This window comes from Bacillus xiamenensis (assembly GCF_001857925.1).
Classification (GTDB): Bacteria; Bacillota; Bacilli; order Bacillales; family Bacillaceae; genus Bacillus; species Bacillus xiamenensis.
Map to the genome: position 1 here is coordinate 1,740,324 of NZ_CP017786.1, position 17,852 is coordinate 1,758,175.

Below are 17,852 nucleotides of genomic sequence, written 5' to 3' on the forward strand. Positions count from 1 at the left end.
AGTCTATAATGTATGCAGATTGGTATTGAAGTGACCAATCACTGATTATTGTCTTCCAGCTCTCCAGTTAAACGCTGGAGGAGGAAGGAGAAGCTTCCTTTTTCTGCATGTAATGAGGATTCAAGGATCGAGATAAACGCTAGAGCTCGTTGTGTACTTTCTTCTGCGGTCCATTGGAAAAGACCTTCATCAAAGATGACCTGTGCAGAAGCAAGGAGAAATTCGACCGTCTCTTGCGGATACTCCGTTTGAAATATTCCTTCTTTTACACCTTGTTGAATGACATCTGCCAAAACGGGTGATAGCTCTTTAATGGCTTTGATTAAGCTTTTTTGATGCATTTCAGCATTAGCAGGTTGATGAAATTGTTCGATCATGCCCTCTTTATGACTGCCCTGCTTAGGAGATTGCGCCATGATGATACGAAATAGTTTATCAATCACTGGCAGGTTTGGATCAGCTGCAATGCGCTTTGCCACAATGATATCTGCTTTGATGATCCTGTCGATAATCGCATCCATCACCTCTTCTTTGGAGGTAAAGTAATAATAGAATGTACCTTTTGCAATCCCAACGGCTTTCAGGATGTCAATAATTGTTGTTTGCTGATAGCCCTTGATTGAAAAAAGCACCTCTGCTGCGTTTAAGATGTCATTTTTGCGTTCTTCAGGATGTTTAACGGTTCTCATAAAGCCATCCTTTCTTTTGACTAGACTGTCGGTCGGTCCCTTGCTTTGATTAAACACTTTTCAGCCCCCATTTGTCAACGGCTGTTTTTTGAGGGCTTTGCATGTATTGTGCAATGACACTATGATACATTGAATGAAAACACCTTCAGGGGAGGTGCTGTGTGACATTTTGACCAATGAATTGGCTCAAGTGATGGTTGAATGTACGAGGCATATTTTACATCAAAACATCAATGTCATGAATTCAGATGGTGTCAAGATTGGTTCTGGTGAACGAAAAAGGATTGGACAGAAACATGATGAGAAACGAGGGGTGTTTGGATGAAAATTGTGATCGCACCAGATTCATTTAAAGAAAGTTTAACTGCCTATGAGACAGCATGTGCCATTGAACGAGGGTTTCGATCTATTTTGCCACATGCAGAATATATGAAAATTCCTATGGCAGATGGAGGCGAAGGTACGGTTCAATCGTTGGTTGATGCGACTGACGGGTACATTGTCCAGCAAGTGGTCACAGGTCCGCTTGGTCAACCTGTCGATGCCTTTTTTGGCATGCTGGGAGATGGACAGACCGCAGTTATAGAAATGGCAGCAGCATCAGGACTACAGCTTGTCCCGCCAGAAAAAAGGAATCCATTATTCACGACGTCTAGAGGGACAGGAGAATTAATGCTTGCGGCGCTGGATAAAGGGGCGAAGCATTTAATCATTGGGCTTGGCGGAAGCGCAACAAATGATGGCGGCGTTGGCATGATGCAAGGGTTAGGCGCTTCTTTTCTCGATAAAGCAGGTCAAGAGCTCACGCCGGGCGGTGGATCACTGAATCAATTAGCTTCTATTGATCTGTCTCGACTCGACCCAAGATTGCAATCGGTCCGTCTGGAAGTAGCGTGTGATGTAGATAATCCTTTAACGGGTGAAAGAGGAGCGTCTGCGGTATTCGGTCCTCAAAAGGGAGCAGATACAGAAATGGTTCAAGTGTTGGACAAGAATTTATCTCATTTTGCACAAGTAGCTAAACAGCAGCTTCATGTCCCCTTTGGCGATGCAGCAGGTGCAGGAGCGGCAGGAGGACTTGGTGCGAGTTTATTAGGCTTTTTACAGGCCGATCTGCAAAAGGGAATCGATATTGTACTGAAGGCCGTTCACTTTGATGACGTATTAAAGGACGCAGATCTAGTGATTACAGGAGAAGGCCGGATTGATCGGCAGACCATTTACGGCAAAACGCCGATCGGTGTAGCCAACGCTGCGAAACAATATGGACTCCCGGTGATTGGCATCGCTGGCTCCCTCTCAAAAGACAGTGCAGTTGTACATGATCATGGCATTGATGCGCTTTTTAGTATTGTTCCGGGCGTCACCACTCTTGCTGAAGCCATGCAGGATGCTAGTGTTTATGTAGAGAGAACAGCGAGGAATATTGCGGCTGTGATGACATTTGGAAGAGAGAAGTAAATGATGAAAAATGTTTCCTTTTCTATCACATTCCTTTCTATAGAAATGTGGTAAAATTGTTATAAATGAAAAAGAAAGTTGGAGGAAACACAAATGTCTAATCTACCGAATTGTCCTTCGTGCAGTTCACCCTATACATACGAGGATGGCACCATGCTTATTTGTCCCGAATGTGCGCATGAATGGTCGCTAAAACAAGAACAAGTGGCAGAGGAGCAGCTTGTTGTCAAAGATGCGAATGGGAATTTATTAAGTGATGGTGACACGGTCACTGTGATTAAAGATTTAAAAGTCAAAGGTTCTTCTTCGGTCTTAAAAATAGGGACGAAGGTCAAAGGCATTCGTTTAGTGGAAGGCGATCATAACATTGATTGTAAAATTCCTAGCTTTGGCGCGATGAAGTTGAAATCGGAGTTTGTGAAAAAGATATAATGAATGAAAAGAGGCTGATGATCTACAGCCTCTTTTTCATTTCATTATTTATAGGTGAAAGGAATAATCTTAATCAGAATCCCATACATATGTACCTGTTGAACATAATTATTTTTTTAAAAAATCAAGCCTCTTTTCACATAAAAATTTACAGTTTTCTTAACCTTACCTTAAAAAAAGCAGATGATTCTCTAAATTTCGTCTAATCCCCTTCACAACTTTTGGGCATTGCTGTACCATATGGAAGTGTTCTTCTATTTTTGACGGATCATGGTTTTTATCAGGAAATAGATGATAGATGATAATTTGACAAAGAAGGAGAGGTAACGTGACGAACGTTTTAGAACTGCATAATGTATCTAGGCATATTCGCGGGAAAAAGATTGTTCAAGATTTGAGCTTCTCTGTTCAAGCGGGCGAAGTCTTTGGCTTTTTAGGGCCGAATGGCGCAGGAAAAACGACAACCATTCGCATGATGGTCGGTCTTTCTCCCATTACATCTGGTGACATTCTGATTAATGGTCATAGTATTCAAACCTCATATCAGCATGCGATCCAAGATGTCGGTGCGATTATTGAAAACCCAGAAATGTATAATCATTTAACGGCAAGGCAGAACCTTGTTCATTTTGCCAGAATGAATGGAAAAGTGGATGAAGGTCGAATTGATGAGCTGCTAGAGCTAGTCAGTTTGCAGCATGTGAAACATAAGCGTGTCCGTACGTTTTCATTAGGAATGAAGCAGCGTTTGGGCATTGCACAGGCATTGATACATAAACCGAAACTGCTGATTTTAGATGAGCCGACGAATGGACTAGATCCAGAGGGAATTCGAATGATACGAGATTACTTGAGAAGGCTGGCAAAGGAAGAAGGCCTTGCTGTCATTGTTTCAAGTCACCTCATGTCAGAGATGGAATTGATGTGTGATCGTTTTGCTATTATCCAAAAAGGAAAGCTGATTGCGATTGAGGATCAGCGTACGGAGACGAAGCAGGATGATTTGGTCAATTATCGAATGAAGGTAGCATCAAGCGAGCTTGAAGAAGCGCAAAAGCTCATTGAAGCATTTGAGGAAGGTATCACAGTTAGAGAAGAGGAGCAGTACTTATTCTTCTCCATGCCAGAAGAGAACATGCCGCAATTGATTCGTCATTTGAGCGAGGCTTCGATTCATTTGTACGAAATAAAAATAGAAAAACAAACCTTAGAAGATAAGTTCTTAAGCTTAACAGGTAAAAAGGAGGCAGACGTATGATTCGCCTCATTCAAAACGAGTGGATGAAAATCAGTTATCGTGTTGGTACTTGGATTATGGTTGGGCTTCTTGTGTTAGGTATGATTGCGACATTGATTTTTGCAGTTAAGACAAATGACGAAAATCAAGCATCAGGTGATTGGAAACAGCAACTGCGAATGATCAATGATGAAGACAAGAAAGAACTTAAAGAAATGGAAAATGGTTTCTTTAAAAGAAACCTTGAAAAAGAGATAGCTATTAATGAGTATCGCCTGAAGCATAATTTACCGCCAGCTCAACAGTTTAGCGACAATGCTTGGGATTATGTGAAAACAAACGCCAATTTACTTCAGCTTGTCGGTGTGTTTGTGATTATTATTGCTTCTACCATTGTATCTGCAGAATATAAGCAGGGTACAATTAAGTTATTACTCATTCGTCCACCATCAAGGATCAAGATCCTGCTATCTAAATATATTACAGTACAGCTGTATTCTCTGTTACTTGTTGTGGTGCTGTTTATCTTGTCATTCATATTGGGTGCCATCTTCTTTGGACTCAACACTGATTATGTGAATCTGGTATATCAAAATGGTGAAGTGATTGAACGTTCACAGTTTGCAAATATGCTCTTTTATTATCTTGCCCATTGTGCAATGTTTGTCGTTTTGGGGACACTTTCCTTTGCCATTTCAACCGTATTTAGAAGTGAAGCTATATCCATTGCGATTAGTGTGTTAGCTTATGTTGTAGGTGGAACGATTACAAGTATTTTAATGTTCTTCTTTGATTGGGCGAAATACTTGTTATTTGCAAATGATCCATCTCAATACTTTATGGAACAAGTGACTCTTATAGAAGGTATGTCCCTAGGATTCTCATTAACAGTCCTAGTCATCTATTGGGCTATCTTCTTGGCGATCGCCTTCATTGTTTTCCAAAAGCGAGAAGTAAAAACAGGTTAATTTAACTTTTTAGGAGGTTACTATATGATTAAGCGTAAAGGTGAAAAAATTATGGGGATTATTAGTATTGTCCTCAATGTCATTGGTATTGGTTTCGGGGCATTGATGCTCTCTATGGATCAGTCGTTTTATAATCAAATCAATGAAGTGTTACAAGAGGAAGGCGAAACATTGCCAATTGAAACACTTGAGGCTGGGGTGAATGCTTTTGGTATCCAGTTCATGGTGGTTTCCGCCATTGCGGCTGTGTTAACGCTTGTCGGTGTGATTTTCTTGAAAACAGACCGCCGTGCCGTGATCTCTGGTATTCTTTTCTTGGTTTCTGCAGTCACTCTTTTAATTGGAACAGTCGGTCTTGCATTCGTTCCAATGATCTTGTTGATTGTGATTGGATTGATGTCCCTCATTAGAAAGCCGAAAGCAGATGCTTACACAAGCGAATATCCTTCATAAATAAAAGAAAAAGACATGCGCCATATGCGCATGTCTTAGATTGTTGACAAAGGGCTAAAATGATCTTTATTTTAGCCCTTTATCTTCTTTTCAGCGTCAACTGAAAACCTTTGCAGTCTAGGAAGGACGAGTACCGGAGCGGAGCGAATTTGGCATTCGTGAGCACCGGCACGCAGGACTGCGGGAGAATGCGAGGGTTTGTCTACACGCTGAGACATGCGCCATATGCGCATGTCTTTCTTTTTTAAATGATGCCAATTCCCATTGCAATGAACAGGAGGATAATACTGAATCCCCACATCCAGAAGAAAGAGTAGCGGATATGCTTCCCCATATCGACCCCTGCAAGACCGACAGCGAGCCATACAGCAGGCGCAAGAGGACTGACAAAGGTCCCAATGATATTTCCAATCATCATGGCATATGCCGCAGATGTCCCTGGTACGCCCACCTCAGATGTAATCGACTCGACAATTGGAAGCAGTGCATAATAATAGGCGTCTGTACTAGTCAGCATATCAAGCGGCACCCCAAGCATTCCGACAATGATATGTAAAAATGGCAGCAGGAAAGCCGGCAAAATGTGAATGCTGTCAACTGCAATGGCTTTGAGCATTCCCGTTCCTTCGAGAATCCCTAAAAAAGAACCTGCAGAGAAAATAACAGCCGCCATCATGAGCGCACTTGGCGCATGTGCCTTAATTCGCTCCATCTGTAAATTCACATTCGGAAAGTTAATCAGAAGTGCTAGTGAAAGACCAATCATAAACATATAACTAGCAGGAATCACGTTAAGCACAAGAAGGACAACAACAGCTAAAAACAGAATGAGGTTTACCCAGATTAAGTGATAACGCTTTAAAGAGGCGTCTCCTGTTTCGCTAATAGACTGAATGGCACGATCCCAATCGGACCCTTCTAGTTGAACAGCAGCTACTTCGTTTGCAGCAATTTTCACCCGAATTCTCTTTTCTTCTCTTTTTCCTAAGATGAACGCCATTCCCAACACGAGTACGACTCCAATGAGCTGAATGGGAATGAGTGGTACCCAGAGTTCAGATGGGTCCATATTCAAGACACTCGCTGCCCGTCCTGTGGGTCCGGCCCACGGAATCATATTGGTTAATCCGGCACTCGTCCCGATTAATAACAGCAGTAAGTAAGGACTCATATGTAATTTTTTATAAAGCGGAAGCAGTGCAGGTACAGTTAATAAAAAGGTCGTAGCCCCTGCTCCGTCTAAGTGTGCGATCACCCCAATCAAAGCTGTTCCCATCGCAACCGTGACAACATTTCCTTTTGTCAGCTTAATTAATGCTTTAATTACAGGTTCAAAGAACCCTGTATCTTGTAAAATGCCAAAAAATAAAATGGCGAAGATAAACATGGTCGCCACTGGCAATACTTTGATAATCCCTTCTTCAAAAAAGGTTTGAATGTCATTGATACCAAATCCCGCAATGAGCGCCCCTATGAAAGGCACCATGACCATGGCGACAATTGGACTTGCTTTCCCCCAAATCAGCAATACAACAATCGTTAAAATAATCAACAACCCAACAAACGTTAACATAAGCCCCTCCCCCTACAATAAACCGTTTACATTTGATTGTTCTTTGTCCCGCAATGCAGTCCCACATCTGCATTGAAAAAAAGGGTATCAAAAATACGAGTATGAGGCAACCGCTTTCATACCTATACAATGGTAAAAAAGGATGGTGAAGCCAATCATGGAGCGGGGTCAAACATGTCAAAAAATTTAGATAAAAAATAACGCTTCAAGCGCTTATCTACTGTTGTGTAAGTTTATATAGGTATTTAGAATCACTAAAATCAAGAAGCGTCCAATCCATGGACGCTTCTTCGACACTATTTTTTCAAGATGACGTATTCGTAAGGATTCAGTTGAAGCTGTTGAGGTATATGCTTTCCAGTCAGCATATTTTCATAGCTATCCGCTGAATCTAGTGAAATGCTCTGCGGCTGTTCTGTAAAATTCATCATAAACACATACTCCTGCGACCCGTCTGTTCGTTTCTGTACACTGACGCCCTCTGGAATCGTCGAGGATAGGACAGGTTTGATGTCCATTCCTGCGAGGAGATCTTCGTAAAACTCATCATAAAAAGCTTGCTCATTTTCAGATGCCATATAGTATGCTTTTCCCTCTCCAAATGGACGGACAGTAAGGGCTGGCTGTCCTTCATAGCAGCCATTCTCAAAATGCCCTAACACAGAGGCTGATTCTAGGTGAATGGATTCGCAATATTGACCGACATGGTAAGTGCGTCCATTTCCTGTCGTCATGATGACGTGTTCATCTGGCATCAATGTGTTGATTTCCTCTGCCCAAATGCCAAGTACATGGCGGAGAGGACCAGGGAAGCCGCCGAGGAAACAGAGGTCGTTTTCGTCGACGATGCCGCTCCAGTATGTTGCGACAAAAATGCCGCCTTCTTTGACAAACGCTTCTATCTTTTTTGCCACGCCTGGTTTGATCATGTAGAGCATTGGGCCAACAAGCACTCGATAGGATGAGAAATCCTTTTCCATTCCGACAATATCAACAGGGATGCCCTTTTTCCAGAAACTGCGATAGTGAGTTTGACAAGCCTCCACATAGCGCTTGTTTGTATTATTTAAGCCCTGTGCATCATCAATTGCCCAGTGGTTTTCCCAATCATATATGATGGCAACGTCTGGTTGAATGGATGTGCCCGCAATCGGCTGTAGCTGCTCCAGCTGTTTCCCTAGCTCAGACACTTCTTGAAACACACGCGTCTGTTCGTGCCCTGAATGATCAACAACTGCACCGTGGAATTTCTCAGAGGCGCCTCGACCTTGTCTCCACTGGAAATACATCACCGAGTCTGACCCGTGGGCGATCGCTTGCATAGCAGAAAGGTGTGCCATTCCTTTGTGTTTGACCTTATTCACTTCATGCCAGTTCACGAGGCTTGGCGTGCTCTCCATCACAAGAAACGGCTGACCATCCTTTAATGACCGATATAGATCGTGTACGAAGGCAACGTTTGACGCTAATTCAGCAGTGGTTTCTCTGCCGCTATGCCAGGCAGGATAGCTATCCCATGAGATTACATCAACTTCTTTTGCAAATTGATGATAATCCAGTCCAAGGAATGGACGCATATGCGGATAGTCGCCCATAAAGTTGGTGGTCACTGGGACATGTGGCGTTAATTCTCGTAGCGGCTCAATCTCATTTTGATAAAAATTGATCGTTTGTGCGGTAACAAAGCGCTTCCAATCTAGGTTCATGCCGTGAATCATGTGCTCTCCATGCGGTGCGGGTGACTCGATTTGTGACCAATCAGTAAAGGTATGGCTCCAAAATCCTGTCCACCATGCTTGGTTCAAGGCTTCAAGGTCATGGTTGTATTTGTCTTTCAGATAGTGCCTAAATGCCTCTTGGCAAAGATCACAATGACATTCACCGCCGTATTCATTTGAAATGTGCCACATGATCAGCGCTGGATGATCCTTGTAGCGTTCAGCAAGCAAACGGTTGAGTGTATTCGTTTTTTCTCGATATACCGGTGAGGTGAAGCAATGATTATGCCGAAGCCCGTGTAAGTTACGCTGGCGGTTTGCTTCGACGCGTAAGACTTCTGGATATGTTTGTGAGAGCCAAGCAGGTCTTGCCCCGCTTGGTGTGGCGAGAATGGCGTGAGCCCCCTGCGCTGCCAAGCGGTCCATGATATCGTCCAGCCATGCAAAGTCATATTGGCCTTCTTTTGGCTCAAGCTTACTCCATGCAAAAATATTGATGGAGAATGTTTGGCAGTGAGCCAGCTTCATTAATCGGAAATCTTCGTCAATGATCTCCGGCATATGAAGCCATTGATCAGGATTATAGTCGCCACCATGCAAAAAGCCTTTTACATTTGGGTGAACGAGTGGGTAACGCTTTCCCATTTTGTCACGTCCTATCAGTTTAATTACGGTGTCATTTGTTTAAATACATCAAGAGAAGGCAGTGCTTTTCCGTTGAAATCGAACATGGCCTGATTTTCCCAAGCATTCCCGACTGTTCCGGTTGTTTGAATATAAGCGAGCCCGTATTGACTAGACCACGGAGCGCCTTTCGCCGGAATCCAAAGCGGCTCCCAATAAAAGAACCCTTTTCCGCAATTGTTTTTCACTTGTGAAATTTTTTCTGCTAGATCTCGTATAAAAGATGCCTGCCCTTGCGGTGATGCTGGATAACCGGCAGTATTGACAGAATCTTGGTTGAATGAGTTTTCTAGGTTGTCACCATTGGCTGTCGTAAAGCCGTAAGCCGTTTCTACCACGATAACGTCTTTGTTATAGCGGGCGCTAATATCATTCATATTGGTGGAAAGACCGCTGAATCCGCCGTCCCAATATGGATAGTAAGATAAACCGATGGTATCGAATGAGACACCTCGTTTGGTGATTTCATCAAACCACCAGCGGGATGCGCCATTGTCCCCTCCATGTGCTAGGTGAAGCATGACCTTGATGTTTGAGTCGACAGAGCGGACAGCATTTGTGCCAGCCTTTAGTAAAGCAGCGAGCCGGTCGAATTCGCCGCCGCCTTCACCCCAGCTCTTTCCGTTCGGCCACAGCATGCCTGAGTTCAATTCGTTTCCGACCTGTACCATATTTGGCAGGGCATTTTGTGCTCTCATCGCTTTGAGCACATCGCTTGTGTAAGTGCCGACAGTTTTTTCTAAATCGCTTTGGGAGAGATTGGTCCAAGCTTTCGGTTTGAACTGTTTACCGGGATCGGTCCAGAAATCACTATAGTGAAAATCAAGCAGCACTTTCATATTTTGTGCTTTTGCGCGTTTTGATAGAGCGATGGCTGTATTGATATCATTCGTTCCGCCGTTATAGGCACGTCCTTGGTTGTCGTATGGATGGTTCCAGAGTCTGATGCGCACGTAGTTGACGCCTTTTTCCTTTAACAGCTTGAGCGGATCAACCTGCTGTCCGTTCTGATCGAAGTATCTGCCGCCGCTTTTCTCGACTTCTGCCAGCATGGAGATATCGGCTCCTTTAATGAAATCACCTTGCAGTCCATTAATCGGTTTCACAGAAATCGTATCGGCTTTTGCTTCAGGCAGAATCCCTAACCCCATCAGAAAGAAAACGACAACCGTGACGAGCACCCATTTTTTCATCAAATCTCCCCTTATCCTTTTGTCCCGCCTTGTGTGAGGCCGGATACAAATTGTTTTTGTAAAACAAGAAACAAGAAAGCAACTGGAATCGCAATCAGTAAAGCCCCGGCTGCAAAAGTCGTGTAGCTGGCACCCATTTTGTCTGATACAAGATTGTATAGACCGATTGGGAGCGTATACATATCGGGTGAGCGGACAATGACACTGGAGATGATGAAGTCACCCAGTGGCCCGGTAAATGAGTTAATGGCAACAACGGCTAAAATCGGCTTGGCGAGCGGCATAATAATTTGGATAAAAATCCGAAAATGCCCTGCGCCGTCCATTCTGGCTGATTCATCGAGATCCTTTGGAATCGCATCAAGATAGCCTTTCATTAAATACGTATTCATCGGAATTTGTCCACCTGCATAAATTAAAATCAGTGCGAGGTGGCTGTTAATCAGTCCGAGCATTTGAGCCAATACAAAAATGGCAATCAGCGCTGAAAATTGAGGAATCATCTGCAGCAGCAAAAAGAGCATCAACCCATTTTTCCGTCCTTTGAATCGGAACCTAGAAAAGGCATAGCCTGTAAAGCTGACAAGAATCAGCGTTAAGAGCATAGTCGCAATACTGATCTTCATTGAGTTCCAATACCATTTTGCATAAAGAGCCCCTTGACCAAAGAACAGCTCGGTATAGTGGCTGAACGTTGGGTTCTTCGGAAACATGCTGGTGCTCATCAGACTGTTCCCAGGATTAAAGGAAGCACCGATCGTCCAAAGGAGTGGATATAGAATACAAGCGGAGGCAATGAAAAGGATAAAATAAGTGATACTCAGGCGGATGAGCTTATTCTGTTTTGATCCCATATCACATCATGTCCTCCTCTTTGAATGAATTCGTTCTCTTAAACTGCCAAAGGGCAATGGCAATGACGAAGATTGAAAGTAAGATCGTGACAGCGGCAGCAAGCGCATATTGAGATGACTGCATCGTTAGTTTATAAATCCAAGAAACCAATATGTCCGTCCCCCAGCTGTTGATCCAGCAACAGGAGGCCCCCCGCCATTAAATAAGTAGATGATATTAAAGTTGTTAAAGTTAAACGTATATTGTGTGATTAATATAGGTGCAATGGAATAGAGGACAAGCGGTAATGTAATGGAACGGAACCTCTGAAAGAAATTGGCCCCATCAATGGTTGCCGCCTCGTATAAATCTTCGGGAATGGCCTGCAAAACACCGGTTGTCATAATGAATACAAAAGGAAATCCAAGCCAAGTCTGCATCGTAATAAGGGCCATTTTGCTCCAAAATGGATCTGTCAGCCAAGGCTTAGGATCAATCCCAATTGATGCAAAAAGGGTATTGTTGATCGCACCAAACGTGTCGTTGAACAATCCTGCAAACACCAAAATGGTCACAAATCCCGGAACAGCCCAAGGCAGAATCAAAATCGTCCTAAAAAAGCGTTTCCCTTTTAAATCCTTCTGATTGAGCAGAACCGCTAGAAAGATGCCGACGGCACATTGAAGGGTTGAAGCCGCCAATGTCCATACAACGGTCCAGCCAAGTACATCAATGAAGGTGTCTCGCCAAATATCGATTGAAAAGATATTTTGAAAGTTCTTGATCCCTACCCAATCAATGAGATTGGCAGGAGGCGAGTGGTATAAATCATAGTTCGTAAAGGCAAGCGCAAAGCTGAACATGATAGGAAAGACAACGGAAAATAGAAGTAAAAAGAAAGCAGGAGTGCTCATTAAGTAAGGAAAGCCTTGGTCGATGAGCTGATGATATTGAGCACGGATGGAATGAAGCGGAACCCCTTGATCACGTTTCTTCCCGTTCATAAATGCATCACGCATCATAAGTACGTAAAAGCCGATTCCAAATCCAGCTGTTAAAAGCGCAATAATTCCCTTTGCTAAAAGGAACACAGAGTTGTCACGAGGCAGCATCGTACCAAGTGTGAACAGCCCCCAGAAGCCAATATTGAATAAATCATAAAACACAATGAGAAAAGAGACGCCGAACAGGAAAAAGAGTGCCCCTTTGCCATACTGTTTGTTGTATAGCTGCCCCATTCCCGGTATAAGGGAGAACATTAACGCCCGTCTCCGGTGTGTCTTTGATTCCACTGTGTGTGTGCGGTCTAGTTCAAGGTTACCCGTCACGTCTAACACCTACTTCATATGAAATGAGATCAAATACGGGCAGCTTGATAAACGATCAGCTACCCGCGCTTGATGTTTATTTGGAGTGATTCGCTTTCATTTGAGAGTCGATTTGTTTGACCGCATCATCAAATGCCTTTTTCACATCGGTACGACCAGTTGCAATCAGCCCTAATGCGCTGTCAATCGGTTTCCACACCTCTGCCATTTCTGGATTGTTCGGTGTCAGTGTGGCATATTTCGTTTGTTTTGAAACAGCATCCGCGTTTGCATTTTCAGTAATGACTGGGTCTTTCATCAGCTTTTTCACTGGTGGAATTTCTTCTGTTACTTCAAAGCGCTTTTTCGAATTTTTTTCGTTTGTGATAAACTCAACAAATTTTTCAGCGAGTTCTTTATTTTTAGAATAAGAGGAGACATTGTAGCTCTTTACACCTAAGAATGAGCTCATATGTTTTCCGTTAGGGAGTGTGGGCAGTTCGGTCACGCCATAGTCAATGCCGGCTTCTTTATATGGTCCGAATGACCACGGACCAGAAATAACAGCCGCTGCTTTTTTCTCTGTGAATAAGGAGTTGAGGACGTTGATTCCTTGTTCACCAATGATACCTTTCGGGAATAGTCCTTCTCTAAAGAATGTCTGAATGTATTTTCCGCCTTCGATGGCACCAGCGTTATTAAGACCAATGTCATTGACATCATAAGAGCCGTCGCTTTTCTGTTTGAAAATATAGCCTCCTGATCCACCTAATACACTTTGTGCGTAATAAATTTCATCCCATTTGGCCACAAAACCGTATTTCCCGTCCTTTGTCAGTTTCTTTGAAAGATCATACCAGCCGTCGAGTGTAGTTGGTGCCTTTTTCACAAGATCTTTGTTATAGAAAAGGACAGTGGTTTCGACGGATTTTGGCAGACCATACAGCTTTCCGTTCATTGTTTGTGATTGAATCGATTCGTCTGTGAAGGAATCAATCACTTTTTGATCTGGTTTGATTTCTTGCAGCAGCCCCTCCGTGACAGCTGATCCAATTTGATCGTGAGGCATGGTGATGACATCTGGCCCAGTTCCCGCTGCTCCATCAAGACGAAGCGCTTCAATTTGGTCGGCATACGCTTTTTCGACCACTTTGATTTTCACGCCGTTTTGTTGTTCAAATTCTTTTACAGCGTCTTGAATCCCATCAGACTTTTTGACATCCTCCCACACTAGCAAGGTCTTTGTCCCTGTAGAAGCCGGCTGTGTACCGCTCGAATTGTCGTCTCCTGGCCCGCATGCTGAAAGCAGCAGCACAGCAGTTCCAACGACTGCCGATAATGTCGCCCATTTTCCCTTTTTCATTGGTAATCCCCTCTCGTTCTTTTTTCACAGATAACAAGAAAACGCTTTCTTAATGTGAGAATATCAACTTAAGTAAAAAAAGTAAACATATTTTATTAAATTTATTAAGTAAACTTTTTTACTCGTGTGAAGCGTAAAGAAGCCCTCCACATGCGGCAGGGCTTCCAGCTGTTTATATGGTGCTTTTTCGAAAGACAGGTTCTGAGGCAATGAGCACGGTTTTTGGTAATGTTCTGCCGTCAACAAGCCTTTCTAAAAGTAAATCGACCGCTGTCTCGCAAAGCAAGGAGGTATGGATGTGGTAGGTTGTGAGCGGTGGCGAGACATATTGAGAAACGTGAATATCGTTGATACTAAATACACTCACTCGATTTGGTAAAGAAAAACCACGTTCATTTAATGCTTGTAAACAGCCAATGGCAAGCGGATCACTTGCGACGCAAAAAGCAGTGGGCAGGTCATCGCCGAGCTCGTCGATTGCCTTCATCATGAGCGAATAGCCTTCATCTACAGAGAAGTGGTGTCCGATATAGACCAACCGCTCATCCAGTTTATTGTTTGCTGTCATGTATTGACGGAAGGTTGTTTCACGGATATCTGGAATCCGCCTATTTGTATTGAGATCAAGGTCTGTCCCGCCAATGAACCCAATGGATGTGTGCTGTTTTTCGATAAAAGAATCGATGATCTTTTCAACAATTCGTTTTAGGTTTGGTTTGACAGAATCAAAGCGATCTTCATCTGGTGATGTATCAATAAAGACGATGTGATGTGTGATTGCGTATAATTGGTCAAGCTCTGCTTTTTTAAATCGACCGATGGCAATGATGCCTTCTGTAGAAGGATCAATGGAGTGAAGACCATCAGATGGATTGTAAGCGGAAACATGTAAGCTTCTGGTTTTGGTGAGTTCCTCAATGCCTAGACGAATGGATTTAAAATAAATATCTTCAAGCTCTTCTTTTTCGGTCATCCAATAGAGAAAGGCGATCTTTTTTAATGAATGCTTGAATGTCTTTTTTTGATAGGACAAAGCTTCCGCAGCGGCGTATACTTTCTCGCGTGTTTGATCCGTGACAGAAAGGTTCGGATCTTGGTTTAGTACACGAGACACGGTCGCAATGGATAAGCCAGCTTTTTCCGCAATGTCTTTTATTTTTGCTGCCAAGTCAGCACCTCCTATAGAAAATATCTCCTCTCAGTATAGAGTTTTTAAAAAAATTAGTAAATATTTTATTAAATTGTTTTCGTTTAGGCTGTTCTTTACGATCTGGAGAGGAATTAGTAAGATATATGTATTGAAGATGTTGGATTAAGATTTCTGATAGGAGAGGGACAGATGTATTACGATGCACTGAAGACATTTGTGACCGTTGTGGAGGAGAAGAACTTTACGAAAGCAGCCCAGAAGCTGCGGATTTCTCAGCCGAGTGTCAGTCTTCATATTAAGAACTTGGAGCAGGAATTCCAGACCGTTCTGCTTAATCGTTCGCCAAAGCAATTGACCGTTACACCAACTGGGGATATGCTTTATCATCGATCAAAACAAATCATTCGCTTATATGAACAGGCGAAGCAGGACATTTATGAGCATCATCATCTAGCAAGAGGGAAGCTGACGATTGGAGCGAGTTTTACCATTGGGGAGTACGTGCTGCCGCAAATTTTGGCGGAATTTCACCAGCTCTATCCGCATGTGGATATTGAGGTGGTGATTGATAATACAGAGGCGATTGCCAGACATGTTCGTTTGTTCCATGTCGATATCGGTCTTATTGAAGGTCAGACCAATGACAAAGAACTCTCTGTTGAGACATTTCTAGAGGATGAACTTTACATCGTTGCTCCATTAGATCATCCGTTTGCTAAGAAAAAAGATGTCACAATTGATCAATTGCAAAACGAAACATGGGTGACGAGAGAAAAGGGGTCAGGTACAGGTGAATACTTGCAGCACGTGCTGAAATCAAATGGACTGAAAGCAAGGACCTTTGTGACATTTAGCAGCAACCAAGCGATTAAAGAAGCAGTCATTCACGGGATGGGGCTATCAATTTTATCAAAATATGTGCTCCAGCGAGGCAGTATTGGCGGGGAGCTGGCTGTTATTTCTGTGAGAGGAATGGACTTTAAACGGAAATTCTCCTATGTCGAATCACCGATGACAGGCGGGAATAAAAATAAGGAATTGCTTGTTGAATTGTTAAGGAAAGAGAGAAAAGACGCTTCTCCGCAATAGGAGAAACGTCTTTTTTTATAGTCCTTTGATTTTTATTTCATCTACTGGAAGGAAAATTTCACCTGTATCTGTATATTTGATCGTAACCTGATCCCCTTCTTTTAAATAAATCACAAGAGGCTCTTTTTCAGAGGACATGGTGTAGTTTTTCCCGTCGTCGAGCAGGAAGGTGACGGTTGTATAATCACCGGTCTTTTCCTTATACACTCGTTTCACTTTGCCTGACGTATCTTTCTTTTCTTGCTTAGATGAACTGTTGACAGTGCCGCCGCCTTTTTGAAGAGCTGTTTTATAGGCTCGTAGTGCTTCGTTTGGTGTAGAAGCGTATGCAGCGATTTCAGGGTTGGCTGCTGAAACAATAAAGTAGTTTTGCAGGAATCCGTTTGAATCGAGAACAGGTGTAAGCCAGCTGGCTTCTCCATAGAAATTATACAGAATTGGCATGCGTCCTTTCCATTTCTTCTCGATAAATCGCTTCTCAATAATTTGCAATGCTCCTTGAGAATCCATGTAGGATGCTTCAAGATTTCCAGTATAATACGTCGCCTTTCCTGTCCGGGCATTTGTCAGAGCATAGCCGAGCATGGAATCAACGCCCTCTTTTGGACTTGTGAAATCCGTGAAGTAATACATATCTCCTTTAGAATCAAAGACTGGACTCACATTCGCCTCAGTTCCCTCATCTGAAGGCAGCTTCACATCTGATTTTCCAAACATACTGTTCCAGAACCCATGAACATAGTTTCCGAAGTAGCTATTTTGCAGACTGACCGCTTCTGGAGAAACAGCACCATCAATAAAGGCAGGTACTTGATCTAAAGAATATTTCTTCGTTGCGCCAGTTTTGGCATCAACAACGACCACGCCCGAGGCTTTAAAGCCATTTCTTGCAGAGATGAAATCACCATACGTTTGAATGTAATAAGGCTTGCCATCATCATTGATCTCGAGCTGCGTGTCTCCATAGAAAATCAAATCTGGGTACTGAAGACGGATATGCCGCTCAATTTCCTTATTGAAATAGGAAGAAGGCGTATAGACCATCTCGGTTTTCACAAACTTTGGATTGGCAGATGAGTCGGTCGCACTTAATGTAAAGTAACCCGGTGTGCTACCAGAACGAATCCATTTAAAGAAATCGGAGAACTCCACTGGTGCTATGTACACATACTCGCCGTTGACCTTCTGAATTTGCAGGCTGCCAAGCTCATAGTAGCTTGTGTTTGGAACCTGTCCGAACGATTTCTTCATTTTATTGCGCGCAAATTGCGGAGGTACACTCGCGGGTGTTTCCGTCTCATCAAACGCTTTGATTTCTACTTTTTGATCCATTTTAGAGACGTTGAATTTTTCATTTGCATTGAATAGAAAAGCGGTTGCCATATAAACACCGAGCAGCAATAAAATGAGGAACAACACGCCTTTGATCTTCCGCTCTAACCCCACTGATAATAAGGCGCCTGCTGCTGTCACAACAAGTCCAATCAGCCATAATGATGAAGGGTTCCGATCTAAATTGGTGATGTAGTAGAAACCGAAAATTCCGATGATAAATAGCAATGCCAGACCCGCAATCCACGTGAGCGGTACCTGTTGTTCAGTCCCTTTCTTTCTAACGATCAACCTGAGTGGTGTGAGCAAAAGGGTCAAGATAAGACCGATCACAACCGAAAATAGCAAAATATATCCCACAAACAGATC

The 17,852-nt window shown here is 43.1% G+C and carries 15 protein-coding genes and 1 pseudogene; 7 read left to right on the plus strand and 9 right to left on the minus strand.

Annotated features, from left to right (window positions below; genetic code table 11):
• Positions 1-38: 38 nt before the first annotated feature.
• Positions 39-689 carry a TetR/AcrR family transcriptional regulator gene (locus BK049_RS08815; RefSeq protein WP_071169207.1) on the minus strand — a complete coding sequence of 217 codons (651 nt, stop codon included), beginning with the start codon at positions 687-689 and terminating at the stop codon, positions 39-41.
• A gap of 133 nt (positions 690-822) precedes the next feature.
• Here BK049_RS08815 and BK049_RS18850 point away from each other — a divergent pair, with 133 nt between their 5' ends.
• From BK049_RS18850 to BK049_RS08845, 6 genes are all read left to right on the plus strand, one after another.
• A complete protein-coding gene (locus tag BK049_RS18850; RefSeq protein ID WP_244887382.1) occupies positions 823-1,014 on the plus strand; it encodes a sugar diacid recognition domain-containing protein in 192 nt (63 codons plus the stop codon).
• Positions 1,011-2,150 (plus strand): glycerate kinase, encoded by a 1,140-nt coding sequence (locus BK049_RS08820; RefSeq protein ID WP_071168320.1) that lies wholly within the window; start codon positions 1,011-1,013, stop codon positions 2,148-2,150. Before BK049_RS18850 ends, BK049_RS08820 begins: the two co-directional genes overlap by 4 nt.
• Positions 2,151-2,243: 93 nt before the next feature.
• Positions 2,244-2,582 (plus strand): zinc ribbon domain-containing protein YjdM, encoded by a 339-nt coding sequence (locus tag BK049_RS08825; protein ID WP_071168321.1) that lies wholly within the window; start codon positions 2,244-2,246, stop codon positions 2,580-2,582.
• 328 nt (positions 2,583-2,910) lie between these two features.
• On the plus strand, positions 2,911-3,840 hold the full coding sequence (locus tag BK049_RS08835) for an ABC transporter ATP-binding protein (protein WP_008359913.1): 930 nt from the start codon (positions 2,911-2,913) through the stop codon (positions 3,838-3,840).
• On the plus strand, positions 3,837-4,787 hold the full coding sequence (locus BK049_RS08840) for an ABC transporter permease (RefSeq protein ID WP_071168323.1): 951 nt from the start codon (positions 3,837-3,839) through the stop codon (positions 4,785-4,787). The genes BK049_RS08835 and BK049_RS08840 overlap by 4 nt, the downstream gene beginning before the upstream one ends.
• 24 nt (positions 4,788-4,811) lie before the next feature.
• Positions 4,812-5,240, plus strand: a complete 429-nt coding sequence (locus BK049_RS08845) for a DUF4064 domain-containing protein (protein ID WP_008359908.1) — start codon at positions 4,812-4,814, stop codon at positions 5,238-5,240.
• 244 nt (positions 5,241-5,484) lie between these two features.
• Here BK049_RS08845 and BK049_RS08850 read toward each other — a convergent pair whose 3' ends face one another.
• The 7 genes and pseudogenes from BK049_RS08850 to BK049_RS08880 all read right to left on the minus strand — a co-directional run bounded on the left by BK049_RS08850 (position 5,485) and on the right by BK049_RS08880 (position 15,080).
• The gene (locus tag BK049_RS08850) at positions 5,485-6,813 is read right to left on the minus strand and encodes a CitMHS family transporter (RefSeq protein ID WP_008360745.1); all 1,329 of its coding nucleotides are present in this window, start codon (positions 6,811-6,813) and stop codon (positions 5,485-5,487) included.
• A 296-nt stretch (positions 6,814-7,109) separates the two neighbouring features.
• A complete protein-coding gene (locus BK049_RS08855) occupies positions 7,110-9,176 on the minus strand; it encodes a beta-galactosidase (protein WP_071168324.1) in 2,067 nt (688 codons plus the stop codon).
• A gap of 23 nt (positions 9,177-9,199) precedes the next feature.
• A complete protein-coding gene (locus tag BK049_RS08860) occupies positions 9,200-10,408 on the minus strand; it encodes a glycoside hydrolase family 53 protein (protein WP_071168325.1) in 1,209 nt (402 codons plus the stop codon).
• A gap of 11 nt (positions 10,409-10,419) precedes the next feature.
• The gene (locus tag BK049_RS08865; protein WP_008360738.1) at positions 10,420-11,262 is read right to left on the minus strand and encodes a sugar ABC transporter permease; all 843 of its coding nucleotides are present in this window, start codon (positions 11,260-11,262) and stop codon (positions 10,420-10,422) included.
• 1 nt (position 11,263) lies between these two features.
• Positions 11,264-12,501: pseudogene (locus tag BK049_RS08870) on the minus strand (carbohydrate ABC transporter permease).
• A gap of 145 nt (positions 12,502-12,646) precedes the next feature.
• A complete protein-coding gene (gene ganS, locus BK049_RS08875) occupies positions 12,647-13,912 on the minus strand; it encodes a galactooligosaccharide ABC transporter substrate-binding protein GanS (protein WP_071168326.1) in 1,266 nt (421 codons plus the stop codon).
• A gap of 172 nt (positions 13,913-14,084) precedes the next feature.
• A complete protein-coding gene (locus BK049_RS08880) occupies positions 14,085-15,080 on the minus strand; it encodes a LacI family DNA-binding transcriptional regulator (RefSeq protein ID WP_071168327.1) in 996 nt (331 codons plus the stop codon).
• 171 nt (positions 15,081-15,251) lie between these two features.
• On the opposite strand from BK049_RS08880, the gene BK049_RS08885 reads away from it, so the two are divergent.
• The gene (locus BK049_RS08885; protein ID WP_071168328.1) at positions 15,252-16,151 is read left to right on the plus strand and encodes a LysR family transcriptional regulator; all 900 of its coding nucleotides are present in this window, start codon (positions 15,252-15,254) and stop codon (positions 16,149-16,151) included.
• A gap of 15 nt (positions 16,152-16,166) precedes the next feature.
• Here the strand turns inward: BK049_RS08885 and BK049_RS08890 are convergent, their stop codons facing one another.
• Positions 16,167-17,843, minus strand: a complete 1,677-nt coding sequence (locus BK049_RS08890) for a hypothetical protein (protein WP_071168329.1) — start codon at positions 17,841-17,843, stop codon at positions 16,167-16,169.
• Between the last annotated feature and the right edge of the window lie 9 nt (positions 17,844-17,852).

Excerpts from the sequence above, each read along its gene's own strand:
- BK049_RS08850 (WP_008360745.1), bottom strand. The coding sequence starts at position 6,813 with ATGTTAACGTTTGTTGGGTTGTTGATTATTTTAACGATTGTTGTATTG.
- BK049_RS08885 (WP_071168328.1), top strand. The coding sequence starts at position 15,252 with ATGTATTACGATGCACTGAAGACATTTGTGACCGTTGTGGAGGAGAAG.
- BK049_RS08840 (WP_071168323.1), top strand. The coding sequence starts at position 3,837 with ATGATTCGCCTCATTCAAAACGAGTGGATGAAAATCAGTTATCGTGTT.
- BK049_RS08820 (WP_071168320.1), top strand. The coding sequence starts at position 1,011 with ATGAAAATTGTGATCGCACCAGATTCATTTAAAGAAAGTTTAACTGCC.
- BK049_RS08815 (WP_071169207.1), bottom strand. The coding sequence starts at position 689 with ATGAGAACCGTTAAACATCCTGAAGAACGCAAAAATGACATCTTAAAC.
- BK049_RS18850 (WP_244887382.1), top strand. The coding sequence starts at position 823 with ATGAAAACACCTTCAGGGGAGGTGCTGTGTGACATTTTGACCAATGAA.
- BK049_RS08825 (WP_071168321.1), top strand. The coding sequence starts at position 2,244 with ATGTCTAATCTACCGAATTGTCCTTCGTGCAGTTCACCCTATACATAC.
- BK049_RS08855 (WP_071168324.1), bottom strand. The coding sequence starts at position 9,176 with ATGGGAAAGCGTTACCCACTCGTTCACCCAAATGTAAAAGGCTTTTTG.
- BK049_RS08845 (WP_008359908.1), top strand. The coding sequence starts at position 4,812 with ATGATTAAGCGTAAAGGTGAAAAAATTATGGGGATTATTAGTATTGTC.
- ganS (WP_071168326.1), bottom strand. The coding sequence starts at position 13,912 with ATGAAAAAGGGAAAATGGGCGACATTATCGGCAGTCGTTGGAACTGCT.
- BK049_RS08860 (WP_071168325.1), bottom strand. The coding sequence starts at position 10,408 with ATGAAAAAATGGGTGCTCGTCACGGTTGTCGTTTTCTTTCTGATGGGG.
- BK049_RS08865 (WP_008360738.1), bottom strand. The coding sequence starts at position 11,262 with ATGGGATCAAAACAGAATAAGCTCATCCGCCTGAGTATCACTTATTTT.